Source organism: Microbulbifer sp. A4B17 (assembly GCF_003076275.1).
Lineage (GTDB): Bacteria > Pseudomonadota > Gammaproteobacteria > Pseudomonadales > Cellvibrionaceae > Microbulbifer.
The window spans coordinates 344,459-370,154 of record NZ_CP029064.1 but is presented as its reverse complement, the minus strand read 5'-3'; the positions used below and the strand labels follow the sequence as shown (position 1 = coordinate 370,154).

Here is a 25,696-nt window from a genome sequence, read left to right as displayed (position 1 = left end):
TTCCTCGATCACTTTTTCTTTTTACTGCTAGAAGAAATCTTTTTCTTCTTTTTTAATTTACCCGAACGGGTTTTGGCCTTTTCAGCCTTTTGTGCGGCTTTACGGGCAGCCACTGCAGGCCGCTTTCCGCCCTTGCGCGTCGGGGTACGCTTTTTAATCTTGCGTTTGGGCTGGGCATCATCACTTTGCCCGCCTTCACCTCTATTATTGACAGGCTCTTTCTCCGGTTTTACTACAGGGGCTTCAACACTGACCTCTACTGGCAAAGCCTCATCTGAGCCCACCTTGCGCTTGCGGAAAGGCGAGGGCTTGGCTGTGGTCTCGGTATGCTTGGCCCAGGGGTTAGCACTGGTATTGCTGGGCTTTTCTTTTTTATCGCGGCCCCGGCGCTCGCGTTCCAATTGATGTTCTACTGCCATTTCCATCGCGCGGGCACTCACCCGCGTACTCTCTTTCTTTTTCTTCGACTCACGCTTGGCACGTGGGACCAGTTCATTCAAGGTAAAATCCACCTTGCGCTCTTCGAGATCCACCCGTGCAACCTGCACGGTGACAGAATCACCCAAATGGTAACGCTTGCCACTGCGCTCCCCGATAAGACGCTGGTGCGCCTGCTCAAAGCGATAATAGTCTTTAGGCAGGGCGGTGACATGAATCAGGCCCTCCACGTAGAGATCATCCAACTCCACAAATAATCCAAAGCCGGTTACCGCACTGATAACACCGGAATAGGTTTCGCCCACATGGTCCTGCAGGTATTCACATTTAAGCCAGCTGAGCACATCCCGGGTCGCATCGTCGGCGCGCCGCTCGGTCAGGGAACACTGCTCCCCAAGTTGCAGCATGGCCGGCATGTCGTAAGGTAAAATCTGCTCGCGAGCAATCGGTCTGGCACCGGGCACGGAGTAAACTTTTTTTACCACCGCAGCTTGGTTGGCGCTGCCGTTGCGTATCAGCCAGCGCAGCGCCCGGTGCAGGAGCAAATCCGGGTAGCGTCGAATCGGAGAGGTAAAATGGGCATAGGCCGGGTAATCCAAACCGAAGTGTCCGCGATTTTCCGGCTGGTAAACTGCCTGATTCATAGAGCGGAGCAACATCACCTGGATAATATGCGCATCTGCACGGCCCTCAATCTGCTCCATCAGGTCCTGGAAATCTTTGGGCTGGGGCTCACCGCCACCGGGAAGACGCAATCCCAATTCACCCAGGTATTCACGCAAATTACTGAGTTTTTCCTCTTTGGGTGCATCGTGCACCCGGTAGAGTGCGGGCAGTTCCGATAGCTCCATCAGACTCGCCGCGCAGACATTGGCCGCGAGCATACATTCTTCGATCAGCTTGTGAGCATCATTGCGCACCACCGGGATAATTCGCTCAATTTTTCGCTGGGCGTCAAATATTATCCGGGTCTCAGTCGTCTCAAAATCAATGGCTCCACGGCGCTCCCGCGCTCCGCGCAGAGCCAGGTAAAGATCGTGCAGGTTATCCAGGTGCGGAGTCAGGGTCGCGAATTGCTTGCGGGCACCACTGTCGCGGTTATCTCGCTCATCCAGTATTTGCCCTACCTGGGTATAAGTCAGGCGCGCGTGGCTGCGCATAACCGCCTCAAAGAAGCGGTAATCTTGAATTTCACCACTACGATTGATGTGCATTTCGCACACCATACACAGTCGATCGACATCGGGGTTTAGGGAGCAAAGGCCGTTGGACAATTTTTCCGGCAGCATGGGTACGACAAAATCCGGGAAATAAACCGAGTTTCCACGGCCATGCGCCTCCTCATCCAACGCACTACCCGGGCGCACATAGTGGGAAACATCGGCAATGGCTACCAGTAATTTCCAGTTGTCGTCGGGTAAAAGTTCGCAGTAGACCGCATCATCAAAATCCCGTGCGTCTTCACCATCGATAGTAACCAGTGGCAGCTGGCGAAGATCTACCCGCGACTTTTTGTGTTCCTCAAGAACTTCATCGGCGATCTCATTGACCTCCGCCGTCAGTGCACCGGGCCAGGTGTGGGGAATTCCATAATTGCGAATAGCGACATCGATCTCCATACCTGGGGCGAGGTGATCACCAAGAACTTCGCTTACCTCACCTTGCGGTACTTTATCCCGACCGGGTTGGGTAACAATTTTTACTACGACATACTGGCCATGATCGGCACCAGCGGTATCCTCAGATGCCACCATAATATCGAGGTTAACGCGGGGATTGTCCGGGCGCACAAAACAAATACCGTTTTCCCGATACAAGCGCCCCGCCAGTTGCTCGGTATTATGCTTAATCACCCTGACAACAGCGCCTTCCCGTTTACCGCGAAAACCTCCTGGGGTTTCACGCACTAATACTTCGTCACCGTCAAAGACTTTGCGCATCTGTCGATGGGATAAAAAAAGATCGGTGCCGCCATCACTGGGAATAACAAAACCAAAACCGTCCCGGTGCCCCATTACCCGACCGCGTATCAGGCTCATTTTATCCAGTACACCAAAGTCACCGGCACGGTTGCTGGCAATTTGCCCATCCCGGGACATGGCGATCAAGCGACGCCTTACCCCCTCACGGCGATCCTCGTCGGTCAACTCAAGTAAATCTGCCACCGTTTCCCAGGGCACAGGTTCCGCTTGTTTTTCCAGAATTTGCAGCAAGTATTCCCGACTGGGAACGGGCTTTTCATATTTCTCTGCCTCGCGCTGGGCATGAGGGTCAGCATTGAAAGGGTCTGAGGTATTTTTTTGAGTCAAAACAGCATCCGTTGTTGGGCACTTGCCTAAGTCTGGCAAGCTCCGGAGATGATCCGGCCATAAAGAAAGGCGACGCGGGTGTTGGATTCCTGGTCAATAATTCGCCGCTATTGAACGCATTATAAGCGATTTCGCCGATATTCCCGACCTAAGAATGAAATGTTGAAAAAAGCGCAACGCAACCGTTGACACGTGGGGGGCAGATCTCTATAGTTCGCGTCCTCAACGGAGTACACGTTGATTTGCCCAGGTGGCGGAATTGGTAGACGCGCTAGCTTCAGGTGCTAGTGACCTTACGGTCGTGGAGGTTCAAGTCCTCTCCTGGGCACCAATTCCAAAAAGGCCGACTCGAAAGAGTCGGCCTTTTTTCGTTTGGGCAATTTAATTTTCCAGCCTTCACTTATAACTTTTTCCTTTGTAACTCTTTCCTTCTCAAATTCCGGACATAAAAAAAGCCGGCCCCTAAAGACCGGCTTTTTTGCAAACGGGAGTGTACTTTAGTGCCCTGCACTACCTCCATTAAAGTCCCCAAGATCTACCGTACTGTCGCTGGGCACATCGCTGGTGTCCAATTCAAGTTCAGCATCAAATTTAGGTGCAACTTCAACTTCCTCAGCAGCTGAAGCTACAGCCGGACTCAACTCCCCGGACCTGAGACGCATCTCAGGGGAATTCACTGCATCAACTCCACTGCTGTAAGGTTTCACAGCGCTAAAGATCGCGGGGTCTACATGGCTGAAATCCTCTACCGCATTTTGAACTGCTGACTTGAGGCCCTGGGATGCCTGAGCACCGGCGACTGACTGCAGCTCGTCACCAGTACTGGTAACTGTCGGGATCTGTCCAATAAAGTCAGGCTCATAGTAACTGACGGAATAGATATCCAATGTATTGGTGACGTCCATGCGGAGAGGGTTAGTCGCCTCACCAATAATGGTCCACAACTCAGTTTCCGTTCCCAGAGTCACAGCAGATGCTGTGATATGGGTATCTCCGTATGTTTCAGCTGTTAAAGTGCCAAAGCTGGAGCTGGCCAGGGAGACAGTGCCCCGCCCTGCATCGATCTCGTCGATAACGAGATCCCCTGCAGCCTGCACACTGATATTGATATCTGCACCCGAGGTGGCAACAGCCAAGACACTCACATCTGTCTCGATATCCACATCACCACCAACAACCAGTTCGGCACGATCAGCAGTCAGGCTACCGCCGATCGTGTCTGTTCCAATGCTAGTAACATAAATATCGCCCTCGCCATCGTAGCCCAACCGCATATCGCTGAACTGGAGCCCGGCACCATTTTTATTGAAGCTTTCGGATCTATTTCCACCATCTTCAAAATCAAACGCCAGATCGGTCAGGACGGTAATACTGTCAGAGGTGTTATCCAGGTATTCGAAGCCGGCAAAACTGAAGTTACCTACCTGGTTGCCACTGCTATAAAGCTCCCAAGTCGCACCGGACAGGTTGTATTGGAAATCATCAGATCCGTCACCACCAGCAAGCTCTACATCCTGGCCAATATCAGTTTCTACCGTCAGCAGGTCATTGCCCGCCCCAAGGGAAATACTGTCAATCACAGTACCAGAGAAGGTAACCGTATCGCTGCCAGCACCAGTATCAATCCCAGTGAGTTCACCACCATTTAAATTAAACTCGTCAGCACCTGAACCGGCAGTAATAGACTCGATACCGGTAATCGTGAGTGATGCTCCACCACTGGAAACAGTGTGTTCAGAGTCAGTGATATCCCAGACAGCATCAATATCTGCACCGTAAACGGTATCTGTTCCGGAACCCGCAGCAACACTATCCAGGTCAGCAAAAGTTACTCCGCCAATCGTCATGGTATCCAGAGCACTAAACTCATACTCACCATCGATATCCTGGCCAATATAACTTCCAGCCCCTTCTACCAATTCGAGGTTTTCGAAATAAACCGTCAGGCTATTAACTTCAGCCTCTACACTGCCGTCAACAAGGGAATTGCCAGAGCTGGTCGAAGTCCAGGTAGCTCCGTCAGCACTGACGGTGTCGCTACCGCCTGCGCCATCTACAATTTCCAACCCACTGAAGTCGATGCCAGCAACACTGATATCGCCATCGGAGTTAAGGGTAAAGTCATCATCACTGTCAGTGGCCACCAGGGTGTCATTGCTGCCCGAAGTATTCACTTCTTCAAGGCCAGTAAAACTGATACCTGCTGTTTCTAATGCCTGGTCTCCCTGCAATTCGAACTGAGCAGAATCATGGGTGTTTGTCAGGACAGAAGTGGTCGCACTGGAAATGCTATAGAAAGACAGTGAGCCGGCAGACACTTGGTTATCTGTACCGGTTAATGACAAGCCATCACTGTATGCGCTGGCATCCAGACTATCATCACCGCCATTGCCATCGACCGCAGACATACCTGATACGGTCATACTGTAAACTTCTACATCCCCATCAGACTGGAGCACAAATGCATCATCACTGGTTGTAGCAACCAAGTCTGCATTTACAGCAGCAAGATTATCTATATCGCTAAAAGTGATACTGCTGTTAACAGCCTCATTGTCAGCACCTGTCAGTGTCCAGTCAGCACCATCCGCACCGGTAACAGTATCATTACCACCTTGAGCATCAATGGTACTCAATCCGGTAAAGGCGATGTCGTAGCTGGTCGCTGCATTATCTCCATCTACAGTAAAGCTGTCCGCTCCACTTGTGCCTGTTAACGCTGAAGTTACAGCACTGACGATGCCATCAAACGTCAGGCTACCCGCCGTTACTTGATTGTCAGTGCCAGTGAGCGTCAACCCATCACTATAGGAGCTGGCATCCAGGCTATCATTACCACCCTGGCCATCAACTGCCGACATGCCTGAGACAGTCATACTGTTGACTTCGATATCTCCAGTCGATTGCAGTACAAAGGCATCAGCACTGTTGCTTCCCAACAGATCGGCATTGGTAACAATGAGCGTTTCTACGCTGCCAAAGGTAATTCCACTGTTCGTAGCCTCATAATCATTGCCGGTCAGGGTCCAATCGGCACCATCAGCTCCTGTCACAGTATCTGTACCACCAGCCGCATCAATACTGCTCAGGCCGGTAAAAGCAATGTCATAGATGGTGGTGGCGTTATCGCTATCTACGGTGAAATTATCCGAGCCGCTGGTCGCAGTTAAGGTTGAACTCACTGCACTGAAGATACCATTGAAAATCAGGGCGCCAGATTCTGCGGTCACCTGATTATCTATTCCTGTCAGGGTCAAGCCATCGTTGTACGCACTGGCATCCAGACTGTCATTACCGCCATTACCCTCAACTGATGACATGCCGGAAATTGCTATCGAATAAGCTTCAACATCGGCATCCGATTGCAGAACAAAGTCATCAGCACCGGTAGTGCCAATCAGATCCGCATTCACAGCGGTGAGGCTATCTACATTGCTAAAGGTAATACCGCTGCCTGTTGCCTCGTTATCTGAGCCCGTAAGAGTCCAGTCTTCACCATCAGCGCCGGTAACGCTGTCTGTACCAGTACCTGCATTAATTGTGCTCACACCGGTAAAGGCAATGTCGTAACTGGTAACAGCGTTGTCGCCATCTACGGTAATGCTATCTGCACCAGTAGTACCAGCTAGCGCTGAAGTTACCGCGCTTACAATGCCATCAAAGGTCAGGGAGCCTGCCGCTACTTGATTAGAAGCGCCGGTCAGTGTCAATCCATCACTGTAGGAGCTGGCATCTAAACTATCGTTGCCGCCATTACCGTCAACTGCGGAAATGCCGGAGATAGTCATATCGTAAACTTCAACATCACCATCGGACTGCAACACGAAGGCATCGGCACTTGTCGTACCCACCAAGTCCGCATTCACAGTAGTGAGGCTATCTACATTACTAAAGGTGATCCCACTGCCCACAGCCTGATTGTCAGTACCGGTCAAGGTCCAGTCAGCGCCATCTGCGCCAATCACACTGTCGGTGCCGCCATCCGCATCCAAGGTGCTCACACCGGTAAAGGCAATATCGTAGCTGGAGACAGCATTGTCGCCATCCACGGTAAAGCTATCTACACCACTGGTACCGGTTAGCGATGAGGTTACAGCACTCACAATACCGCTGAATGTCAGAGAACCGGCGGTTACCTGGCCGTCGCTGCCTGTCAGTGTCAGCCCGTCGCTATAGGCACTGGCATCCAGGCTATCATCACCGCCATTCCCGTCCACGGCAGACATACCGGAGACGGCCATACCGTAAACTTCGATATCACCAGCAGACTGCAATACAAAGGCATCAGCATTGACCGTGCCCACCAGGTCGGCATTTACAGCAGTGATAGTTTCTACACTGGTAAATGTAATACTGCTGTTAGTGGCCTCATAATCATTGCCGGTTAAGGTCCAATCAGCACCATTTGCACCAGTGACACTGTCTGTACCCCCTCCCGCATCAATGCTGCTCAGGCCCATAAAGGCAATGTCATAAATAGTGGTAGCGTTATCGCTGTCTACCGTAAAGTTATCTGAACCGCTAGTAGCGGTGAGTGTTGAGGTAACGGCGCTGACGATACCATCAAAGGTAAGGGTGCCAGACTCTGCAGTAACCTGATTGCTGGTGCCTGTTAGGGTTAGCCCATCGCTATAAGCGCTGGCATCCAGGCTGTCATCACCACCATTGCCGTCGACTGCGGACATGCCGGAAACTGTTATGTCATAAATTTCGATATCCGCATCGGATTGCAGTACAAAGGCATCATCACTGGTTGTACCTACCAGATCGCCATTGACTACAGTGAGCGTCTCAATAGCGCTAAAAGTAATACTGCTACTGACGGCTTCCTTGTCAGTCCCGGTCAGAGTCCAGTCCGCACCATCGGCACCGGTAACACTGTCGGTACCGCCAGCCGCATCGACCGTGCTCACGCCAGTGAAGGCAATTTCATAACTGGTAACTTCGTTATCACCATCGACCGTAAAACTGTCCGCACTACTGGTACCGGTAAGGCCTGAAGTAATGGCGCTGACAATACCATCGAAAGTCAGGCTGCCGGATTCAGCCGTCACCTGATTATCGGTGCCTGTCAGAGCCAGGCCATCGCTATAAGCACTGGCATCCAGGCTATCGGTACCGCCATTGCCATCGACTGCGGACATACCGGAAACCGTCATGTCATAGATTTCGATATCCGCATCGGATTGCAATATAAAGGCATCATCACCCGTTGTGCCTACCAGATCGCCATTGGCTACGGTGATGGTCTCGATCGCACTAAAAGTAATACTGCTGCTGGTCGCTTCTTCGCTAGTCCCGGTCAGGGCCCAATCAGCACCGCTGACACCGGTAACACTATCTGTGCCGTTACCCGCATCGACCGTACTCACGCCAGTGAAAGCAATCTCATAACTGGTAACTTCGTTATCGCCATCGACCGTAAAGCTGTCCGCACTGCTGGTACCAGTTAGAACAGGGGTCATCGCACTGGCAATATCGTTGAAGGTCAGGCTGCCGGATTCAGCCGTCACCTGATTATCGGTGCCTGTCAGAGCCAGGCCAGCACTATAAGCACTGGCATCCAGGCTATCGGTACCGCCATTACCTTCAACAGCAGACATGCCGGAAATAGTCATGTTGTAGATGGCAACGTCTGCGTCAGACTGCAGCACAAAAGCATCATTACCACTGGTGCCGATCAGGTCCGCATTAACTGCAGTCAGGATTTCTACATTGCTAAAAGTGATGCCATTGTTAGTGGCTTCGTAATCGTTGCCGGTTAAGGTCCAGTCCGCGCCATTGGCACCGGTAACGCTGTCATCACCGCCCAGTGCATTCACACTGCTGATACTGCTAAAGGCGATTTCATTCGCCGTCAGTGCATTGGCACCGGTGACCTCAAACGAATCATCACCGGAAGAGGCTTGCAAACTGCCTCCACTCACACTGTCGATATTGCTGAACAGCATCGAACTCGTTGAGACTTGACTATCTGTGCCGGTGAGGGTGACAACACTGATTGCCGTAACACTGTCAGTGCCGTTACCCCCATCGACTGTGCTCACACCGGTGAAGGCAATTTCATAACTGGTAACTTCGTTATCGCCATCGACCGCAAAGCTGTCCGCGCTACTGGTACCGGTCAGAGCGGAGGTTACTGCGCTGGTAATACCGGTGAAGGTCAAGCTGCCAGATTCAGCGGTAACCTGGTTATCGGTGCCTGTCAGAGTCAGGCCAGCACTATAAGCACTGGCATCCAGGCTATCACTTCCGCCATTGCCATCTACTTCTGATATACCGGATATCGTCAGATCGTAAACTTCAATATCGGCATCAGACTGCAATACAAATGCATCTGCACCAGAGCTACCCAATAGGTCAGCATTGGTCGCAGCAATGTTCTCTATGTTGCTGAAAGTAATACTACTGCTACTTGCCTGATTATCTGTACCAGTCAGGGTCCATCCAGCACCATCTGCACCAGTTACACTATCCGTACCATTTCCTGCATCGATTGTACTTACACCGGTGAAGGCAATTTCATAACTGGTAACTTCGTTATCACCATCGACCGCAAAGCTGTCCGCACTGCTGGTACCCGTTAGGGTCGAGGTGATGGCGCTGGCAATATCGTTGAAGGTCAGACTGCCGGATTCAGCCGTCACCTGATTATCGGTGCCTGTCAAAGCCAGACCAGCGCTATAAGCGCTGGCATCCAGGCTATCGGTACCGCCATTACCTTCTACCACTGACATGCCGGAAACCGTCATGCCGTAGACTTCAATATCGGCATCAGACTGCAGCACGAAGTCGTCTGCACCGGTTGTACCGATCAGGTCTGCATTGGTTGCCGTCAGCGCTTCTACATTACTGAAGGTCATACCGCTGCCGGTGGCTTGATAATCCGTGCCGGTCAGGGTCCAGTCTTCACCATTGGCTCCGGTGACACTGTCAGTGTCATCGCCACCATCGACCGTGCTCACGCCAGTGAAGGCAATTTCATAACTGGTAACTTCGTTATCACCATCGACCGTAAAACTGTCCGCACTGCTGGTACCGGTTAGGGTAGAAGTTTTTGCACTGGCAATATCATTGAAGGTCAAGCTGCCGGATTCAGCCGTCACCTGATTATCGGTGCCTGTCAGAGCCAGACCATCGCTATAAGCACTGGCATCCAGGCTATCGGTACCGCCATTGCCATCGACTGCGGACATGCCGGAAACGGTCATGTCATAGATTTCGATATCCGCATCGGATTGCAATACAAAGGCATCATCACTGGTTGTACCTACCAGATCGCCATTGACTAGCGTGAGCGTCTCAATAGCACTAAAAGTAATACTGCTACTGGTCGCTTCCTTGTCAGTCCCGGTCAGAGTCCAGTCCGCGCCATCGGCACCGGTAACACTGTCGGTACCGCCAGCCGCATCAATCGTACTCAGGCCGGTGAAGGCAATCCCATAACTGGTAACTTCGTTATCACCATCGACCGTAAAGCTGTCCGCACTGCTGGTACCCGTTAGAACAGAAGTGATGGCACTGGCAATATCGTTGAAGGTCAGGCTGCCGGATTCAGCCGTCACCTGATTATCGGTGCCTGTCAGAGCCAGACCATCGCTATAAGCGCTGGCATCCAGGCTATCGGTACCGCCATTACCTTCTACAGCTGACATGCCGGAAATAGTCATGTTGTAGATGGCAACGTCTGCATCAGACTGCAGCACAAAGGCATCGTTGCCACTGGTGCCGAACAGGTCCGCATTAACTGCAGTCAGGATTTCTACATTGCTAAAAGTGATGCCATTGTTAGTGGCTTCGTAATCATTACCGGTTAAGGTCCAGTCCGCGCCATTGGCACCGGTAACACTGTCATCCCCCCCCAGCGCATTCACACTGCTGATACTACTAAAGTCGATTTCATTCGCCGTCAGTGCATTGGCACCGGTGACTTCAAACGAATCATCACCGGAGGAAGCTTGCAAACTGCCTCCACTCACACTGTCGATATTGCTGAACAACATCGAGTTCGTTGAGAATTGATTATCTGTGCCGGTCAGGGTGACAACACTGAGTGCGGCTACGCTGTCGGTGCCGTTACCCCCGTCGACCGTACTTACTCCGGTGAAGGCAATCTCATAACTGGTAACTTCGTTATCACCATCGACCGTAAAGCTGTCCGCACTGCTGGTACCGGTTAGGGTAGAAGTTTTTGCACTGGCAATGTCGTTGAAAGTCAGACTGCCGGATTCAGCCGTCACCTGATTATCAGTGCCTGTCAGAGCCAGGCCTGCGCTATAAGCGCTTGCATCCAGGCTATCGGTACCGCCATTACCTTCTACAGCTGACATGCCGGAAATGGTCATGTTGTAGATAGCAATATCTGCGTCAGACTGCAGCACAAAAGCATCGTTGCCACTGGTGCCAATCAGGTCCGCATTAACCGCCGTCAGGATTTCTACATTGCTAAAGGTGATGCCGTTATTTGTGGCTTCGTAATCGTTGCCGGTTAAGGTCCAGTCCTCACCATCGGCACCAATAACACTGTCATCACCCCCCAGCGCATCCACACTGCTGATACCGCTGAACCCGATTTCATTCGCCGTCAGTGTATTTGCACCAGTGACTTCAAACGAATCATCATTCGTTGATGCCTGCAGGCTGCCTCCACTCACACTGTCGATATTGCTAAACAGCATCGAGTTCGTTGAGGCTTGATTATCTGTGCCCGTGAGGGTGACGACACTGAGTGCCGTAACGCTATCAGTACCGCCAGCCGCATCGACCGTACTTACGTCAGAGAAGGCAATCTCATAACTGGTAACTTCGTTATCACCATCGATCGCAAAGCTGTCCGCACTGCTGGTACCGGTTAGAACAGAAGTGATGGCGCTGGCAATATCGTTGAAGGTCAGACTGCCGGATTCAGCCGTCACCTGATTATCGGTGCCTGTCAGAGCCAGGCCTGCGCTATAAGCGCTGGCATCCAGGCTATCGGTACCGCCATTACCTTCTACCGCTGACATGCCGGAAACGGTTATGCCGTAGACTTCAATATCCGCATCAGACTGCAGCACGAAGTCGTCGGCGCCGGTTGTACCGATCAGGTCTGCATTGGTTGCCGTCAGCGCTTCTACATTACTGAAGGTCATACCGCTGCCGGTGGCTTGATAATCCGTGCCGGTCAGGGTCCAGTCTTCACCATTGGCTCCGGTGACACTGTCAGTGTCATCGCCACCATCGATAGTGCTCACGCCGGTGAAGGCAATCTCATAACTGGTAACTTCGTTATCACCATCGACCGTAAAACTGTCCGCACTGCTGGTACCGGTTAGGGTAGAAGTTTTTGCACTGGCAATATCATTGAAGGTCAAGCTGCCGGATTCAGCCGTCACCTGATTATCAGTGCCTGTAAGAGCCAAACCATCGCTATAAGCGCTTGCATCCAGGCTGTCATCACCACCATTGCCATCGACTGCGGACATGCCGGAAACCGTCATGTCATAAATTTCGATATCCGCATCGGATTGCAATACAAAGGCATCATCACTGGTTGTACCTACCAGATCGCCATTGGCTACGGTGATGGTCTCGATCGCACTAAAAGTAATACTGCTGCTGGTCGCTTCCTTGTCAGTCCCGGTCAGAGTCCAGTCCGCACCATCGGCACCGGTAACACTGTCGGTACCGCCAGCCGCATCAATCGTACTCAGGCCGGTGAAGGCAATCCCATAAGTCGAGGCTGCATTGTCGCCATCGACCGTAAAGCTGTCCGCACTGCTGGTACCCGTTAGAACAGAAGTGATGGCGCTGGCAATATCGTTGAAGGTCAGACTGCCGGATTCAGCCGTCACCTGATTATCGGTGCCTGTCAGAGCCAGGCCTGCGCTATAAGCGCTGGCATCCAGGCTGTCATCGCCACCATTGCCTTCGACTGCAGACATGCCGGAAATCGTCATGTTGTAGACTTCAATATCCGCATCAGACTGCAGCACGAAGTCGTCGGCGCCGGTTGTACCGATCAGGTCTGCATTGGTCGCTGTAAGCGTTTCTACATTGCTAAACGTGATGCCGTTGTTAGTCGCTTCGTAGTCATTACCGGTTAAAGCCCAGTCTTCGCTATCAGCACCAGTAACACTGTCTGTTCCACCTTTCGCGTCAATATCGCCAGAGAAGCCGCTGAAGCTGATATTGTTAGCGGTCACACTGGTGCTGCTGGTTACTACAAAGGTATCCGCATTATCAGAGCCTTCCAGGCTGCCGCCCGTCACACTATTGATATTGCTGAAATCGATTGAGTTGGTTGTAGCTTCGTTATCCGTACCAGTCAGGGCCACAACACTCTGCGCAGCTACACTGCCGCCGCCAGAGCCTGCATCCACTGTACTTACGCCAGAGAAGGCAATTTCATAACTGGTAACTTCGTTATCGCCATCGACCGTAAAGCTGTCCGCACTGCTGGTACCGGTTAGAACAGAGGTTTTTGCACTGGCAATATCGTTGAAGGTCAGACTGCCGGATTCAGCCGTCACCTGATTATCGGTGCCTGTCAGAGCCAGGCCTGCACTATAAGCGCTGGCATCCAGGCTATCGGTACCGCCATTACCTTCAACAGCAGACATGCCGGAAATGGTCATGTTGTAGATAGCAATATCTGCGTCAGACTGCAGCACAAAAGCATCGTTGCCACTGGTGCCGATCAGGTCCGCATTAACCGCCGTCAGGATTTCTACATTGCTAAAGGTGATGCCATTGTTAGTGGCTTCATAATCGTTGCCGGTTAAGGTCCAGTCCTCGCCATCGGCACCGGTAACGCTGTCATCACCGCCCAGTGCATTCACACTGCTGATACTGCTAAAGTCGATTTCATTCGCCGTCAGTGCATTGGCACCGGTGACCTCAAACGAATCATCACCGGAAGAGGCTTGCAAACTGCCTCCACTCACACTATCGATATTGCTAAACAGCATCGAGTTCGTTGAGGCTTGATTATCTGTGCCGGTCAGGGTGACGACACTGAGTGCCGTAACGCTATCAGTACCGCCAGCCGCATCGACCGTACTTACGTCAGAGAAGGCAATCTCATAACTGGTAACTTCGTTATCACCATCGATCGCAAAGCTGTCCGCACTGCTGGTACCGGTTAGAACAGAAGTGATGGCGCTGGCAATATCGTTGAAGGTCAGACTGCCGGATTCAGCCGTCACCTGATTATCGGTGCCTGTCAGAGCCAGGCCTGCGCTATAAGCGCTGGCATCCAGGCTATCGGTACCGCCATTACCTTCTACCGCTGACATGCCGGAAACGGTTATGCCGTAGACTTCAATATCCGCATCAGACTGCAGCACGAAGTCGTCGGCGCCGGTTGTACCGATCAGGTCTGCATTGGTTGCCGTCAGCGCTTCTACATTACTGAAGGTCATACCGCTGCCGGTGGCTTGATAATCCGTGCCGGTCAGGGTCCAGTCTTCACCATTGGCTCCGGTGACACTGTCAGTGTCATCGCCACCATCGATAGTGCTCACGCCGGTGAAGGCAATCTCATAACTGGTAACTTCGTTATCACCATCGACCGTAAAACTGTCCGCACTGCTGGTACCGGTTAGGGTAGAAGTTTTTGCACTGGCAATATCATTGAAGGTCAAGCTGCCGGATTCAGCCGTCACCTGATTATCAGTGCCTGTAAGAGCCAAACCATCGCTATAAGCGCTTGCATCCAGGCTGTCATCACCACCATTGCCATCGACTGCGGACATGCCGGAAACCGTCATGTCATAAATTTCGATATCCGCATCGGATTGCAATACAAAGGCATCATCACTGGTTGTACCTACCAGATCGCCATTGGCTACGGTGATGGTCTCGATCGCACTAAAAGTAATACTGCTGCTGGTCGCTTCCTTGTCAGTCCCGGTCAGAGTCCAGTCCGCACCATCGGCACCGGTAACACTGTCGGTACCGCCAGCCGCATCAATCGTACTCAGGCCGGTGAAGGCAATCCCATAAGTCGAGGCTGCATTGTCGCCATCGACCGTAAAGCTGTCCGCACTGCTGGTACCCGTTAGAACAGAAGTGATGGCGCTGGCAATATCGTTGAAGGTCAGACTGCCGGATTCAGCCGTCACCTGATTATCGGTGCCTGTCAGAGCCAGGCCTGCGCTATAAGCGCTGGCATCCAGGCTGTCATCGCCACCATTGCCTTCGACTGCAGACATGCCGGAAATCGTCATGTTGTAGACTTCAATATCCGCATCAGACTGCAGCACGAAGTCGTCGGCGCCGGTTGTACCGATCAGGTCTGCATTGGTCGCTGTAAGCGTTTCTACATTGCTAAACGTGATGCCGTTGTTAGTCGCTTCGTAGTCATTACCGGTTAAAGCCCAGTCTTCGCTATCAGCACCAGTAACACTGTCTGTTCCACCTTTCGCGTCAATATCGCCAGAGAAGCCGCTGAAGCTGATATTGTTAGCGGTCACACTGGTGCTGCTGGTTACTACAAAGGTATCCGCATTATCAGAGCCTTCCAGGCTGCCGCCCGTCACACTATTGATATTGCTGAAATCGATTGAGTTGGTTGTAGCTTCGTTATCCGTACCAGTCAGGGCCACAACACTCTGCGCAGCTACACTGCCGCCGCCAGAGCCTGCATCCACTGTACTTACGCCAGAGAAGGCAATTTCATAACTGGTAACTTCGTTATCGCCATCGACCGTAAAGCTGTCCGCACTGCTGGTACCGGTTAGAACAGAGGTTTTTGCACTGGCAATATCGTTGAAGGTCAGACTGCCGGATTCAGCCGTCACCTGATTATCGGTGCCTGTCAGAGCCAGGCCTGCACTATAAGCGCTGGCATCCAGGCTATCGGTACCGCCATTACCTTCAACAGCAGACATGCCGGAAATGGTCATGTTGTAGATAGCAATATCTGCGTCAGACTGCAGCACAAAAGCATCGTTGCCACTGGTGCCGATCAGGTCCGCATTAACCGCCGTCAGGATTTCTACATTGCTAAAGGTGATGCCATTGTTAGTGGCTTCATAATCGTTGCCGGTTAAGGTCCAGTCCTCGCCATCGGCACCGGTAACGCTGTCATCACCGCCCAGTGCATTCACACTGCTGATACTGCTAAAGTCGATTTCATTCGCCGTCAGTGCATTGGCACCGATGACCTCAAACGAATCATCACCGGAAGAGGCTTGCAAACTGCCTCCACTCACACTATCGATATTGCTAAACAGCATCGAGTTCGTTGAGGCTTGATTATCTGTGCCGGTCAGGGTGACGACACTGAGTGCCGTAACGCTATCAGTACCGCCAGCCGCATCGACCGTACTTACGTCAGAGAAGGCAATCTCATAACTGGTAACTTCGTTATCACCATCGATCGTAAAACTGTCCGCACTACTGGTACCCGTTAGAACAGAAGTGATGGCGCTGACAATATCGTTGAAGGTCAGACTGCCGGATTCAGCCGTCACCTGATTATCGGTGCCTGTCAGAGCCAGGCCTGCGCTATAAGCGCTGGCATCCAGGCTGTCATCGCCACCATTGCCTTCGACTGCAGACATGCCGGAAATCGTCATGTTGTAGACTTCAATATCCGCATCAGACTGCAGCACGAAGTCGTCGGCGCCGGTTGTACCGATCAGGTCTGCATTGGTCGCTGTAAGCGTTTCTACATTGCTAAACGTGATGCCGTTGTTAGTCGCTTCGTAGTCGTTACCGGTTAAAGCCCAGTCTTCGCTATCAGCACCAGTAACACTGTCTATTCCATCTTTCGCGTCAATATCGCCGGAGAAACCGCTGAAGCTGATATTGTTAGCGGTCACACTGGTGCTGCTGGTTACAACAAAGGTATCTGCATTATCAGAGCCTTCCAGGCTGCCGCCCGTCACACTATTGATATTGCTGAAATCGATTGAGTTGGTTGTAGCTTCGTTATCCGTACCAGTCAGGGCCACAACACTCTGCGCAGCTACACTGCCGCCGCCAGAGCCTGCATCCACTGTACTTACGCCAGAGAAGGCAATTTCATAACTGGTAACTTCGTTATCGCCATCGACCGTAAAGCTGTCCGCACTGCTGGTACCGGTTAGAACAGAGGTTTTTGCACTGGCAATATCGTTGAAGGTCAGACTGCCGGATTCAGCCGTCACCTGATTATCGGTGCCTGTCAGAGCCAGGCCTGCACTATAAGCGCTGGCATCCAGGCTATCGGTACCGCCATTACCTTCAACAGCAGACATGCCGGAAATGGTCATGTTGTAGATAGCAATATCTGCGTCAGACTGCAGCACAAAAGCATCGTTGCCACTGGTGCCGATCAGGTCCGCATTAACCGCCGTCAGGATTTCTACATTGCTAAAGGTGATGCCATTGTTAGTGGCTTCATAATCGTTGCCGGTTAAGGTCCAGTCCTCGCCATCGGCACCGGTAACGCTGTCATCACCGCCCAGTGCATTCACACTGCTGATACTGCTAAAGTCGATTTCATTCGCCGTCAGTGCATTGGCACCGGTGACCTCAAACGAATCATCACCGGAAGAGGCTTGCAAACTGCCTCCACTCACACTATCGATATTGCTAAACAGCATCGAGTTCGTTGAGGCTTGATTATCTGTGCCGGTCAGGGTGACGACACTGAGTGCCGTAACGCTATCAGTACCGCCAGCCGCATCGACCGTACTTACGTCAGAGAAGGCAATCTCATAACTGGTAACTTCGTTATCACCATCGATCGCAAAGCTGTCCGCACTGCTGGTACCGGTTAGAACAGAAGTGATGGCGCTGGCAATATCGTTGAAGGTCAGACTGCCGGATTCAGCCGTCACCTGATTATCGGTGCCTGTCAGAGCCAGGCCTGCGCTATAAGCGCTGGCATCCAGGCTATCGGTACCGCCATTACCTTCTACCGCTGACATGCCGGAAACGGTTATGCCGTAGACTTCAATATCCGCATCAGACTGCAGCACGAAGTCGTCGGCGCCGGTTGTACCGATCAGGTCTGCATTGGTTGCCGTCAGCGCTTCTACATTACTGAAGGTCATACCGCTGCCGGTGGCTTGATAATCCGTGCCGGTCAGGGTCCAGTCTTCACCATTGGCTCCGGTGACACTGTCAGTGTCATCGCCACCATCGATAGTGCTCACGCCGGTGAAGGCAATCTCATAACTGGTAACTTCGTTATCACCATCGACCGTAAAACTGTCCGCACTGCTGGTACCGGTTAGGGTAGAAGTTTTTGCACTGGCAATATCATTGAAGGTCAAGCTGCCGGATTCAGCCGTCACCTGATTATCAGTGCCTGTAAGAGCCAAACCATCGCTATAAGCGCTTGCATCCAGGCTGTCATCACCACCATTGCCATCGACTGCGGACATGCCGGAAACCGTCATGTCATAAATTTCGATATCCGCATCGGATTGCAATACAAAGGCATCATCACTGGTTGTACCTACCAGATCGCCATTGGCTACGGTGATGGTCTCGATCGCACTAAAAGTAATACTGCTGCTGGTCGCTTCCTTGTCAGTCCCGGTCAGAGTCCAGTCCGCACCATCGGCACCGGTAACACTGTCGGTACCGCCAGCCGCATCAATCGTACTCAGGCCGGTGAAGGCAATCCCATAAGTCGAGGCTGCATTGTCGCCATCGACCGTAAAGCTGTCCGCACTGCTGGTACCCGTTAGAACAGAAGTGATGGCGCTGGCAATATCGTTGAAGGTCAGACTGCCGGATTCAGCCGTCACCTGATTATCGGTGCCTGTCAGAGCCAGGCCTGCGCTATAAGCGCTGGCATCCAGGCTGTCATCGCCACCATTGCCTTCGACTGCAGACATGCCGGAAATCGTCATGTTGTAGACTTCAATATCCGCATCAGACTGCAGCACGAAGTCGTCGGCGCCGGTTGTACCGATCAGGTCTGCATTGGTCGCTGTAAGCGTTTCTACATTGCTAAACGTGATGCCGTTGTTAGTCGCTTCGTAGTCATTACCGGTTAAAGCCCAGTCTTCGCTATCAGCACCAGTAACACTGTCTGTTCCACCTTTCGCGTCAATATCGCCAGAGAAGCCGCTGAAGCTGATATTGTTAGCGGTCACACTGGTGCTGCTGGTTACTACAAAGGTATCCGCATTATCAGAGCCTTCCAGGCTGCCGCCCGTCACACTATCGACATTGCTGAAGTCAATTAAGCTGGTTGTGGCTTCGTTATCTGTACCGGTAAGAACCGTTGTACCAATTGCCGCAATACTATTGTCTCCACCGGCCAGATCGACCTCTTCAATACCACTGAAGGAAATAGTATCTAGTGTAAATGCGTTATCGCCAGTGATGGTTATTGCATCATCATTATCTGACAAGATAAAAATATCCGTACCACTTCCACCTGTGACAGTAGCCGTGGCAGCAGTAATATCACCCAGTGTATTAGTGGTATCAGATACCATTCCACTAAAAGGGTCGACCCCTACAGCTAGGTCAAATACAGCAACATCGATTGTCCCACTGTTGGTAAATGATCCACCCGCATCAATATCTAGAGTTCCACTATCGGCCTCAATTATAACGCCATCAGCGATTGAAACATCGGCATATGACTGCAATAAAAGAGTGTTACTGTTATTAGCCCATTCAAGATTGCCAACAACACTGATACCATAGGAAAAAGCATCCGCATCGTCACCGGAACCCGGCTCCAGAGTATCTGCACCGTCACCATCATCGAATGACCCTGAATCTGCATCCGTTACTTGGATAGTGACGTTGCTACTGTCTAGAGCATATTCAATAGCCCCTGTTGAGACACAATTGCTACCACTGCAAGTATCAGAAATCTCCATCCAACCTGGGTCTAACAACCAGAGGCCCGTCTCCCCATCCCCATGACTCAGGGTGGAGACAAACATATTGTCTTCATCCAGATTCAGGTAAATCTTGCCGGAGGTTTCTACCAGGCCACCATCACCGCCGTCTTCCCCTGACTCGGCAAGAATCGTACCGCCAAAATCGGTAGTGTCATCGGCCCAAACAATAACGGTGCCGCCATCGGCATCGCCAACACCGCTGGCATCGATATAGGCTTCTGCCGTGACCGCAGTGGTTTCGGCATTGCGAATATCTTCGTTGTCCCCCTGGTAGTCACCTCCAATAAGGACTTCGCCACCAGAGGAAGTGCCACGGGCGTCAATATTCCCGCTAACAACAACTTCATCACCTAAAACAGCAACGTAACCACCACTGCCAGAGTCAGCTGCTACCGAAATATCTCCGCTGTGCTCGGCAAAGTCCCCCTCCAGGACAACCTCACCACCAACACTGCCGGATGCATCCAGAGTTCCATTATTGACGACCCCGGAGCCCGATCCAAACAAGCGAATCTTGCCTCCGCTGGTATCAATACCACGAGCGGTTATTGTGCCTTCATTGTTTACCGCAGCAGTAAACAGGTCACCGGAAACGCTGGCTTCCATTAAAACCTGAGCGCCTTCGATGGCACCTTCATTTAATACAGCACTATCGAGGCCTAGGTCATTTTCCATAACCTCTTTAGTGACCTTGATGCCGATCATTCCATCAGCATCAAAAGTTAATAAGGCTTCATCGGCTGCTGCCAGGCTGACGAGTTCAGCACTGATCAAGCCAGTAGAGGCGTTTGTAACCTGCTTACCTACCAGAACCGCGCTGGATGCATTAATCACACCGCGGTTAATAACAACTCCTGAAGAACCCGACTCACCTTTAAAGGCAAAATCACCATTCATAAAATCTTCAGGACTCATATCGAGCCCAGACGCTGTTATAGCGCCGACATTAACTGTGGCTGTTTCGGTAAAAAGAACTCCTCGCGGGTTCACCAGGATAACGTGGCCATTGGCCTCTATCGCACCCTGGATCGTGGTGACATCCTGATCCAGGATTCGGTTAAGCACGATAGAAGAGGAGTCTGGCTGCAGGAATTGGACCAGTTCTTCTTCGCTTAAATTAAAAGAATCCCAGTCGATCGATAACAGGTCCGTTACCTGGTCGACCGTTGTTGTTGTCCCGTCAACATCGATGGTGCCGCTACCGCCGGTTACTACTCCGCCTTCAGGTCCAGCATGAACCATCGGGCTAATTAGCCCTGCAAACAGGCCAGCATAGGCAAAACTTGACACCTTAATGGCACTTGCTAATTTTCTTAACTCAAGCTTTTTGTTTTTGGCTTTCATACCAGCACCTTGCGAAGAGGAACCTTGCTACTTTTAAGTATTCAGGAAACAGTAATTATTCAGTTATAAAAAATCGAAAAGTCAGCGTAGACGGTGGGCTCGTCTTCACCAACTCCAGTATTTACTATCGAGGAGCTCGACATAATTGGCCAGGCAACAGAGACTTTACTCGAGAAGCTGTCACTCCAATTCATCTTAAACAGCATTCCGCCACCGGAGAATCGAGCCCAATCGTCCTCCACGGTATCCTCATAATTATTCACATAGCCATATCCAACATCGGCAATCAACGCCACCTGGAAAATGTCATTCAAGCGCTGATTAAACAGGATGGGATTCATAAATTCAGGGAAGTTTACATACCATTCTGCGGAGACTATTGCCCCCATATCCGCAGAAAAATCTCTTGCGGAGAAGGCGCGTACACCATTGGCACCACCGAGGGATAACTGCTCGAATCCCGGCAGGCTACTTTCACTATATTGGGCTCTTCCTTTTACAATCAGCCTTGAGTGGTCATCAGTAAAAGGCATAGGCAGGAAGATCAGAGAACTGGTGTTAATGGCCAGCTTATTGAAGTCATCTCCCCTACCCGGTTCAACCGCATTTTGATGCTCACCGTACTGTGCGGTAGCACTTACTACATTCAGCATTGAAAGGAAGCCATTAGAAAGGCTATCCATATAGATACCAACTTCCCCGCCATAAACGTGGTCATTGGTAAACTCGATAACGCCATCCAGGTCTGATTTTTTTTCTGTCAGGCCGAAGGATCCGGTGAGGTTGAAATCCCTTGAGCGTCGAAACTTATGATCTAAAGACAGCGCATAGCTTTTGTTTACACCTGAAATTTCCAGCAAATTAACTACGTCACCATCATCTTCTTCATTAAAAAGACTAAACTCATTGTGATCTGCTGATATTTCCAATCTGGTACGAGGGCCGAATAGAGGGAAGCTGTATCTAATCTGTCCGAGATCAGAACCATAATCTTCATCTGACTCAGGGTTGGATTTCAAGTAACCCAGCGTTAATGCATCACCGATGCCAAGAGGATTCAGCCAGTCAACAGTCGCATAAACCCTTTCACTACCAGTATAGAGAGAACCATGATTATCGGCTCTGAAAGACGCGCGCCAGGAATCCGACTCACGCACCTTTAAATTAAGCTTGGTTTCGCCGGGGTTATCGCCCGCACTAAAATAGCCAGTAACATTTAATCCTGGCAGGTCATTAAGTAAATATAACCCTTCCTCGATATTCTCGTGGTTTACCAGATGGCCGCGCTGGTCTTCGAAGGGCTCCGCCAGTTTTTCGTCCGAGTAGTCTTCGTTATCTTCTGCAACAACCTGTCCGAGGAGCCCCTCTTGTACCGTAAGAGTGACCACTCCATTTTCCACATCTTGAGCGGGAATTTGCACTTGGGCCAAGAACAGCCCTTGGCGACGATAGAAGCTTGTCAATTCGGCAGCAATCTCTTCAAGATCGCCATAACTTAAGCCTCTCTCTTTATTCTGCTTTTCAATTACTCCTACAAGTTTTTTAAGCTCTACCGGCCCTAAACCACCCGGGTTAAACTGAGCATTCATGTTACCGAGTAATATTGCCAGCTCTTCAAGGTTGTCTACGGTATAGCCACTAGCGAGGATTTGATCCTCTTTCATAAATTTAGCCCGAAGCTCTTCTGCCATTTTCTCCACGGTTTCCCGGGAGATACCAAACTCGGGATATTCTTCTAAACGATGAAATTTAAATTCTTTTACAGTAATCCGAGGTCCCTGATTTCTCTGGGCGACTTCAGGAATTTCAGTGTTTAAGTTAGGGTCTTCAGCCTCATAAGTGCGCTGCAAGAAATCTTTGGTTACATCTACTTCATTAATAGTAGATGTTTCCTGGTTAAAGGCTTCCCGTACTCGACTGCGAAAACTGGATCCATCCTCCTGGGCAAAAACCGGTACTTGCGATACAAGAAAGCCAGCACCTATAAATAATGCCAACTTACTCTTTTTTAGCCCAAGCATATTTCCCCCAGATTTAATCTCTTTTTCTTTATTCCAACCAACTTGACTATCGTATCGATATTCGCTGGTAATTATTTAACCTAGTTAACATCTCTAACGACACGGAAACCAGTGAACTCATCGGGCTGTCCATTATGAAGCTTCTTGGTGGTTGCCAGGCAGCGACTCATCGGATCAATACGGCTACCTCCCAAAGCGAGCAATTCACCTTCTGTACCTAACCCCCACTCCTGGACATTACCTACAGCATTGAGCAGCCCAAATCCGTTAGAAGAGCCGGCCCGAGCGGGCACCAACTCAGCACCCTTCTCGATGCCGCCATACTTCAAGTGACAGTTTCGATCTGCCACTTCATCCTCTCCCCTGGCACTGGCAGCAGCGAACCACTCCTGTTCGGAGGGAAGGCGGTAGCGGTAGCCCGTCTCATCGCTGAGCCAACTTAGATAAGCCTCGGCTGTTGCCAGGGACAACTTATTTGCCGGTAGAGCTGAGACTTCCGGGGTCTGCTCTCCGCACTGACCTGCTATGCGGCAGAATTGAGCTAGCTCAGCACTGCTGACCTCATACTTACCAACTGCCAGAGGCCTGCCACTTAATCCTTTAATCACCACCATTGCCGGGCCTTTAGCACCATCCGCAAGACGGTCACGACAGGTATAGCGCTCACCTCGCCGACCACTACCCGGAACAAGATGGCCGCAGAAATCCAGCTTGAAATCCTTCAATGGTTGATATGCAGGCAAGAGAGCCCTGAACTGATCAACCAGCGTTTCCGTCTGAAGTGGATCTTTAGTACCGAGATTTGATGCGCAATTTACCAGCTCCTCACCCACCACAGGACGGATTTTCAGGGCTTTTGCACTATCCAGCTTCGCCAGGCTGGACAGCTGCGAGCCTATTGCAGTGACATTCATAGAGAAGCTACAAGTAAGAGCTGCTTCCATGTCATCAAGCACAGAATCAATCTGCTTCTGCTTTAGCGCAGAAAGACGGCGGCGCTCCGCCCGCTCTTCAGCCAGACGGATACGTTCAGCCTCGCGCTCCTCCGCAATGCGCTCCGCTTCGAGACGAGCACGCAGGTTCTCTCTATCGTTCGCCAGCTGTGTTTTAATCGCCTCAGCTTCTTCAGACTCACCGTACCAGTTGGCAACTCCTGCCAACATGACATCAGCCTGATCCAGATTGCCCAGGTTTAACTGACCGGTTGCGGCAGCCAGGAAAAGTTCTGAAACCTGGCGGCGGGAGGAGTCCAAGAATTCACTATCGGCAGGGTTCAAATCGGAGTATTCCTTCAACTCAAGCTGAAGATCCCGCTCCCAGGCCGGAGTCAGAATACTCAAACCAATCAAGCGGGTGATGGCTTCTTTCTTATCAGCAATACGCCGCGCCAAAAGCTCCTGTTCGTGCTTGCGTTCAAGCTCGATCCTTACTCGCTCTTGCTCAACCGCATTTTGTTGTTGCAGGTGGCCATAGCCCACGACAGCGCCACCCAAGACCATGACAAACGCACTACCGAGAACCCATTTCCAGGTATGGCTAACAAAAAATGCCTGTACGAACTTCTCAACGGTGCTTGTACGGTTTTCCCGCTTCAGCTCTAAAGCTGATTCAAGTGCTCGCCACTGCCGGCGATTGAGCCCTTTAATCCGCTTGGGCCGCAGGCCTTGCTCCAAGGCTTTGTCTGCAGGCGTCTTGTCATAAGGGTGTCGCCCGCAGAACAGCTCATAGGCAACGCACCCCAATGCAAATACATCGTCACTCGGTGCTGGTTCTGCCCCCTTAAGCATCTCAAGGCTTGCATATGCCGGGGTGAGAGCTCCAAGGGTGCCCGCATCAAATACAGTCGTCTCGCCAACTTTATTGGAGATACCGCCCTCGGAGACTGCTCGGGCAATACCAAAATCAAATACTTTTGCACCTTTCTTATTGGTGACAAAGATATTACCTGGCTTAAAGTCAGAATGAACAATCTTATGGGAGTGGGCATATATCAGAGCCTGGGAGATATCCCAAAACACCGATCGAGCACGCTCGGGCTCCAGCCCTACATCGGCGTGATCGCGCAGCAACTTGTCCAAAGGAGCACCTTCGAGGAACTCCATTGTCATAAATACGCGATCGCCATCACGGTCAAAATCGTAAACTGTTACGATATTTGGATGTGCGAGTGTTTGTGACTTACGCGCTTCCCGCTGGAGAGAAATAAAAGCATCCGGGTGCTTTTGGAAATCATCATTGAGCAGTTTGATAGCAACATAAGGCTCGCTATCACTGGCTTCCAATTTGCGGCGGTCCAGGGCCTTGTAAACCGCCCCCATGCCCCCAACACCCAGGAGCTTATCAAGCTCAAATCGACCCTTGATTACAGTTTTAGTCACTGCATTTGAGCCAGAAGCTTCAAAGGGCTCAGGTATTACAGCCGAATCGGCAGAAACTCCGCCCAATACTTCATTGGCTTCAGGTCCACTAGCTCCCCTATTAGGGGGGGGCGCAAAGACAGTAGCATCTGAGCTAAAGCTGGCAGCAGCTGAGGGGATTACAGGTTGGGCACCTTTAACAGGGGGGTGATCATTTGCTCCAGTCTTATCCTGCTGAACAACAACGGTGATATCACCATCCTCTGTCAGCCCGCTGGTTGATTGGCCCGAGCCCGGCGGAGTGTCACTCGGCCGAACAATACGCGTCTTATCGTTCAATTCCGCCTCCATGGGAAATCATTACGACACATCCAAATCCGCAA

The 25,696-nt window shown here is 51.2% G+C and carries 4 protein-coding genes and 1 tRNA gene; 1 reads left to right on the top strand and 4 read right to left on the bottom strand.

Translation table 11 applies throughout. The annotated features are described in order from the left end of the window. Positions 1–8: 8 nt before the first annotated feature. Positions 9–2,747: a ribonuclease R gene (rnr, locus tag BTJ40_RS01610; RefSeq protein WP_108731481.1), complete on the bottom strand. Its 2,739-nt coding sequence runs from the start codon at positions 2,745–2,747 to the stop codon at positions 9–11. 244 nt (positions 2,748–2,991) lie between these two features. Here rnr and BTJ40_RS01605 point away from each other — a divergent pair. Next, positions 2,992–3,078 (top strand) — tRNA-Leu (locus BTJ40_RS01605). A 166-nt stretch (positions 3,079–3,244) separates the two neighbouring features. Here the strand turns inward: BTJ40_RS01605 and BTJ40_RS01600 are convergent. From BTJ40_RS01600 to BTJ40_RS01590, 3 genes are all read right to left on the bottom strand, one after another. Further along, entirely contained in the window at positions 3,245–20,935 is a 17,691-nt protein-coding gene (locus tag BTJ40_RS01600; RefSeq protein ID WP_108731480.1) for a filamentous hemagglutinin N-terminal domain-containing protein, read from the bottom strand. Between the two features lie 59 nt (positions 20,936–20,994). Further along, positions 20,995–22,956: a ShlB/FhaC/HecB family hemolysin secretion/activation protein gene (locus tag BTJ40_RS01595; protein ID WP_108731479.1), complete on the bottom strand. Its 1,962-nt coding sequence runs from the start codon at positions 22,954–22,956 to the stop codon at positions 20,995–20,997. Positions 22,957–23,036: 80 nt separating this feature from the next. After that, positions 23,037–25,652: a bifunctional serine/threonine-protein kinase/formylglycine-generating enzyme family protein gene (locus BTJ40_RS01590; protein WP_192879370.1), complete on the bottom strand. Its 2,616-nt coding sequence runs from the start codon at positions 25,650–25,652 to the stop codon at positions 23,037–23,039. Positions 25,653–25,696 lie beyond the last annotated feature (44 nt).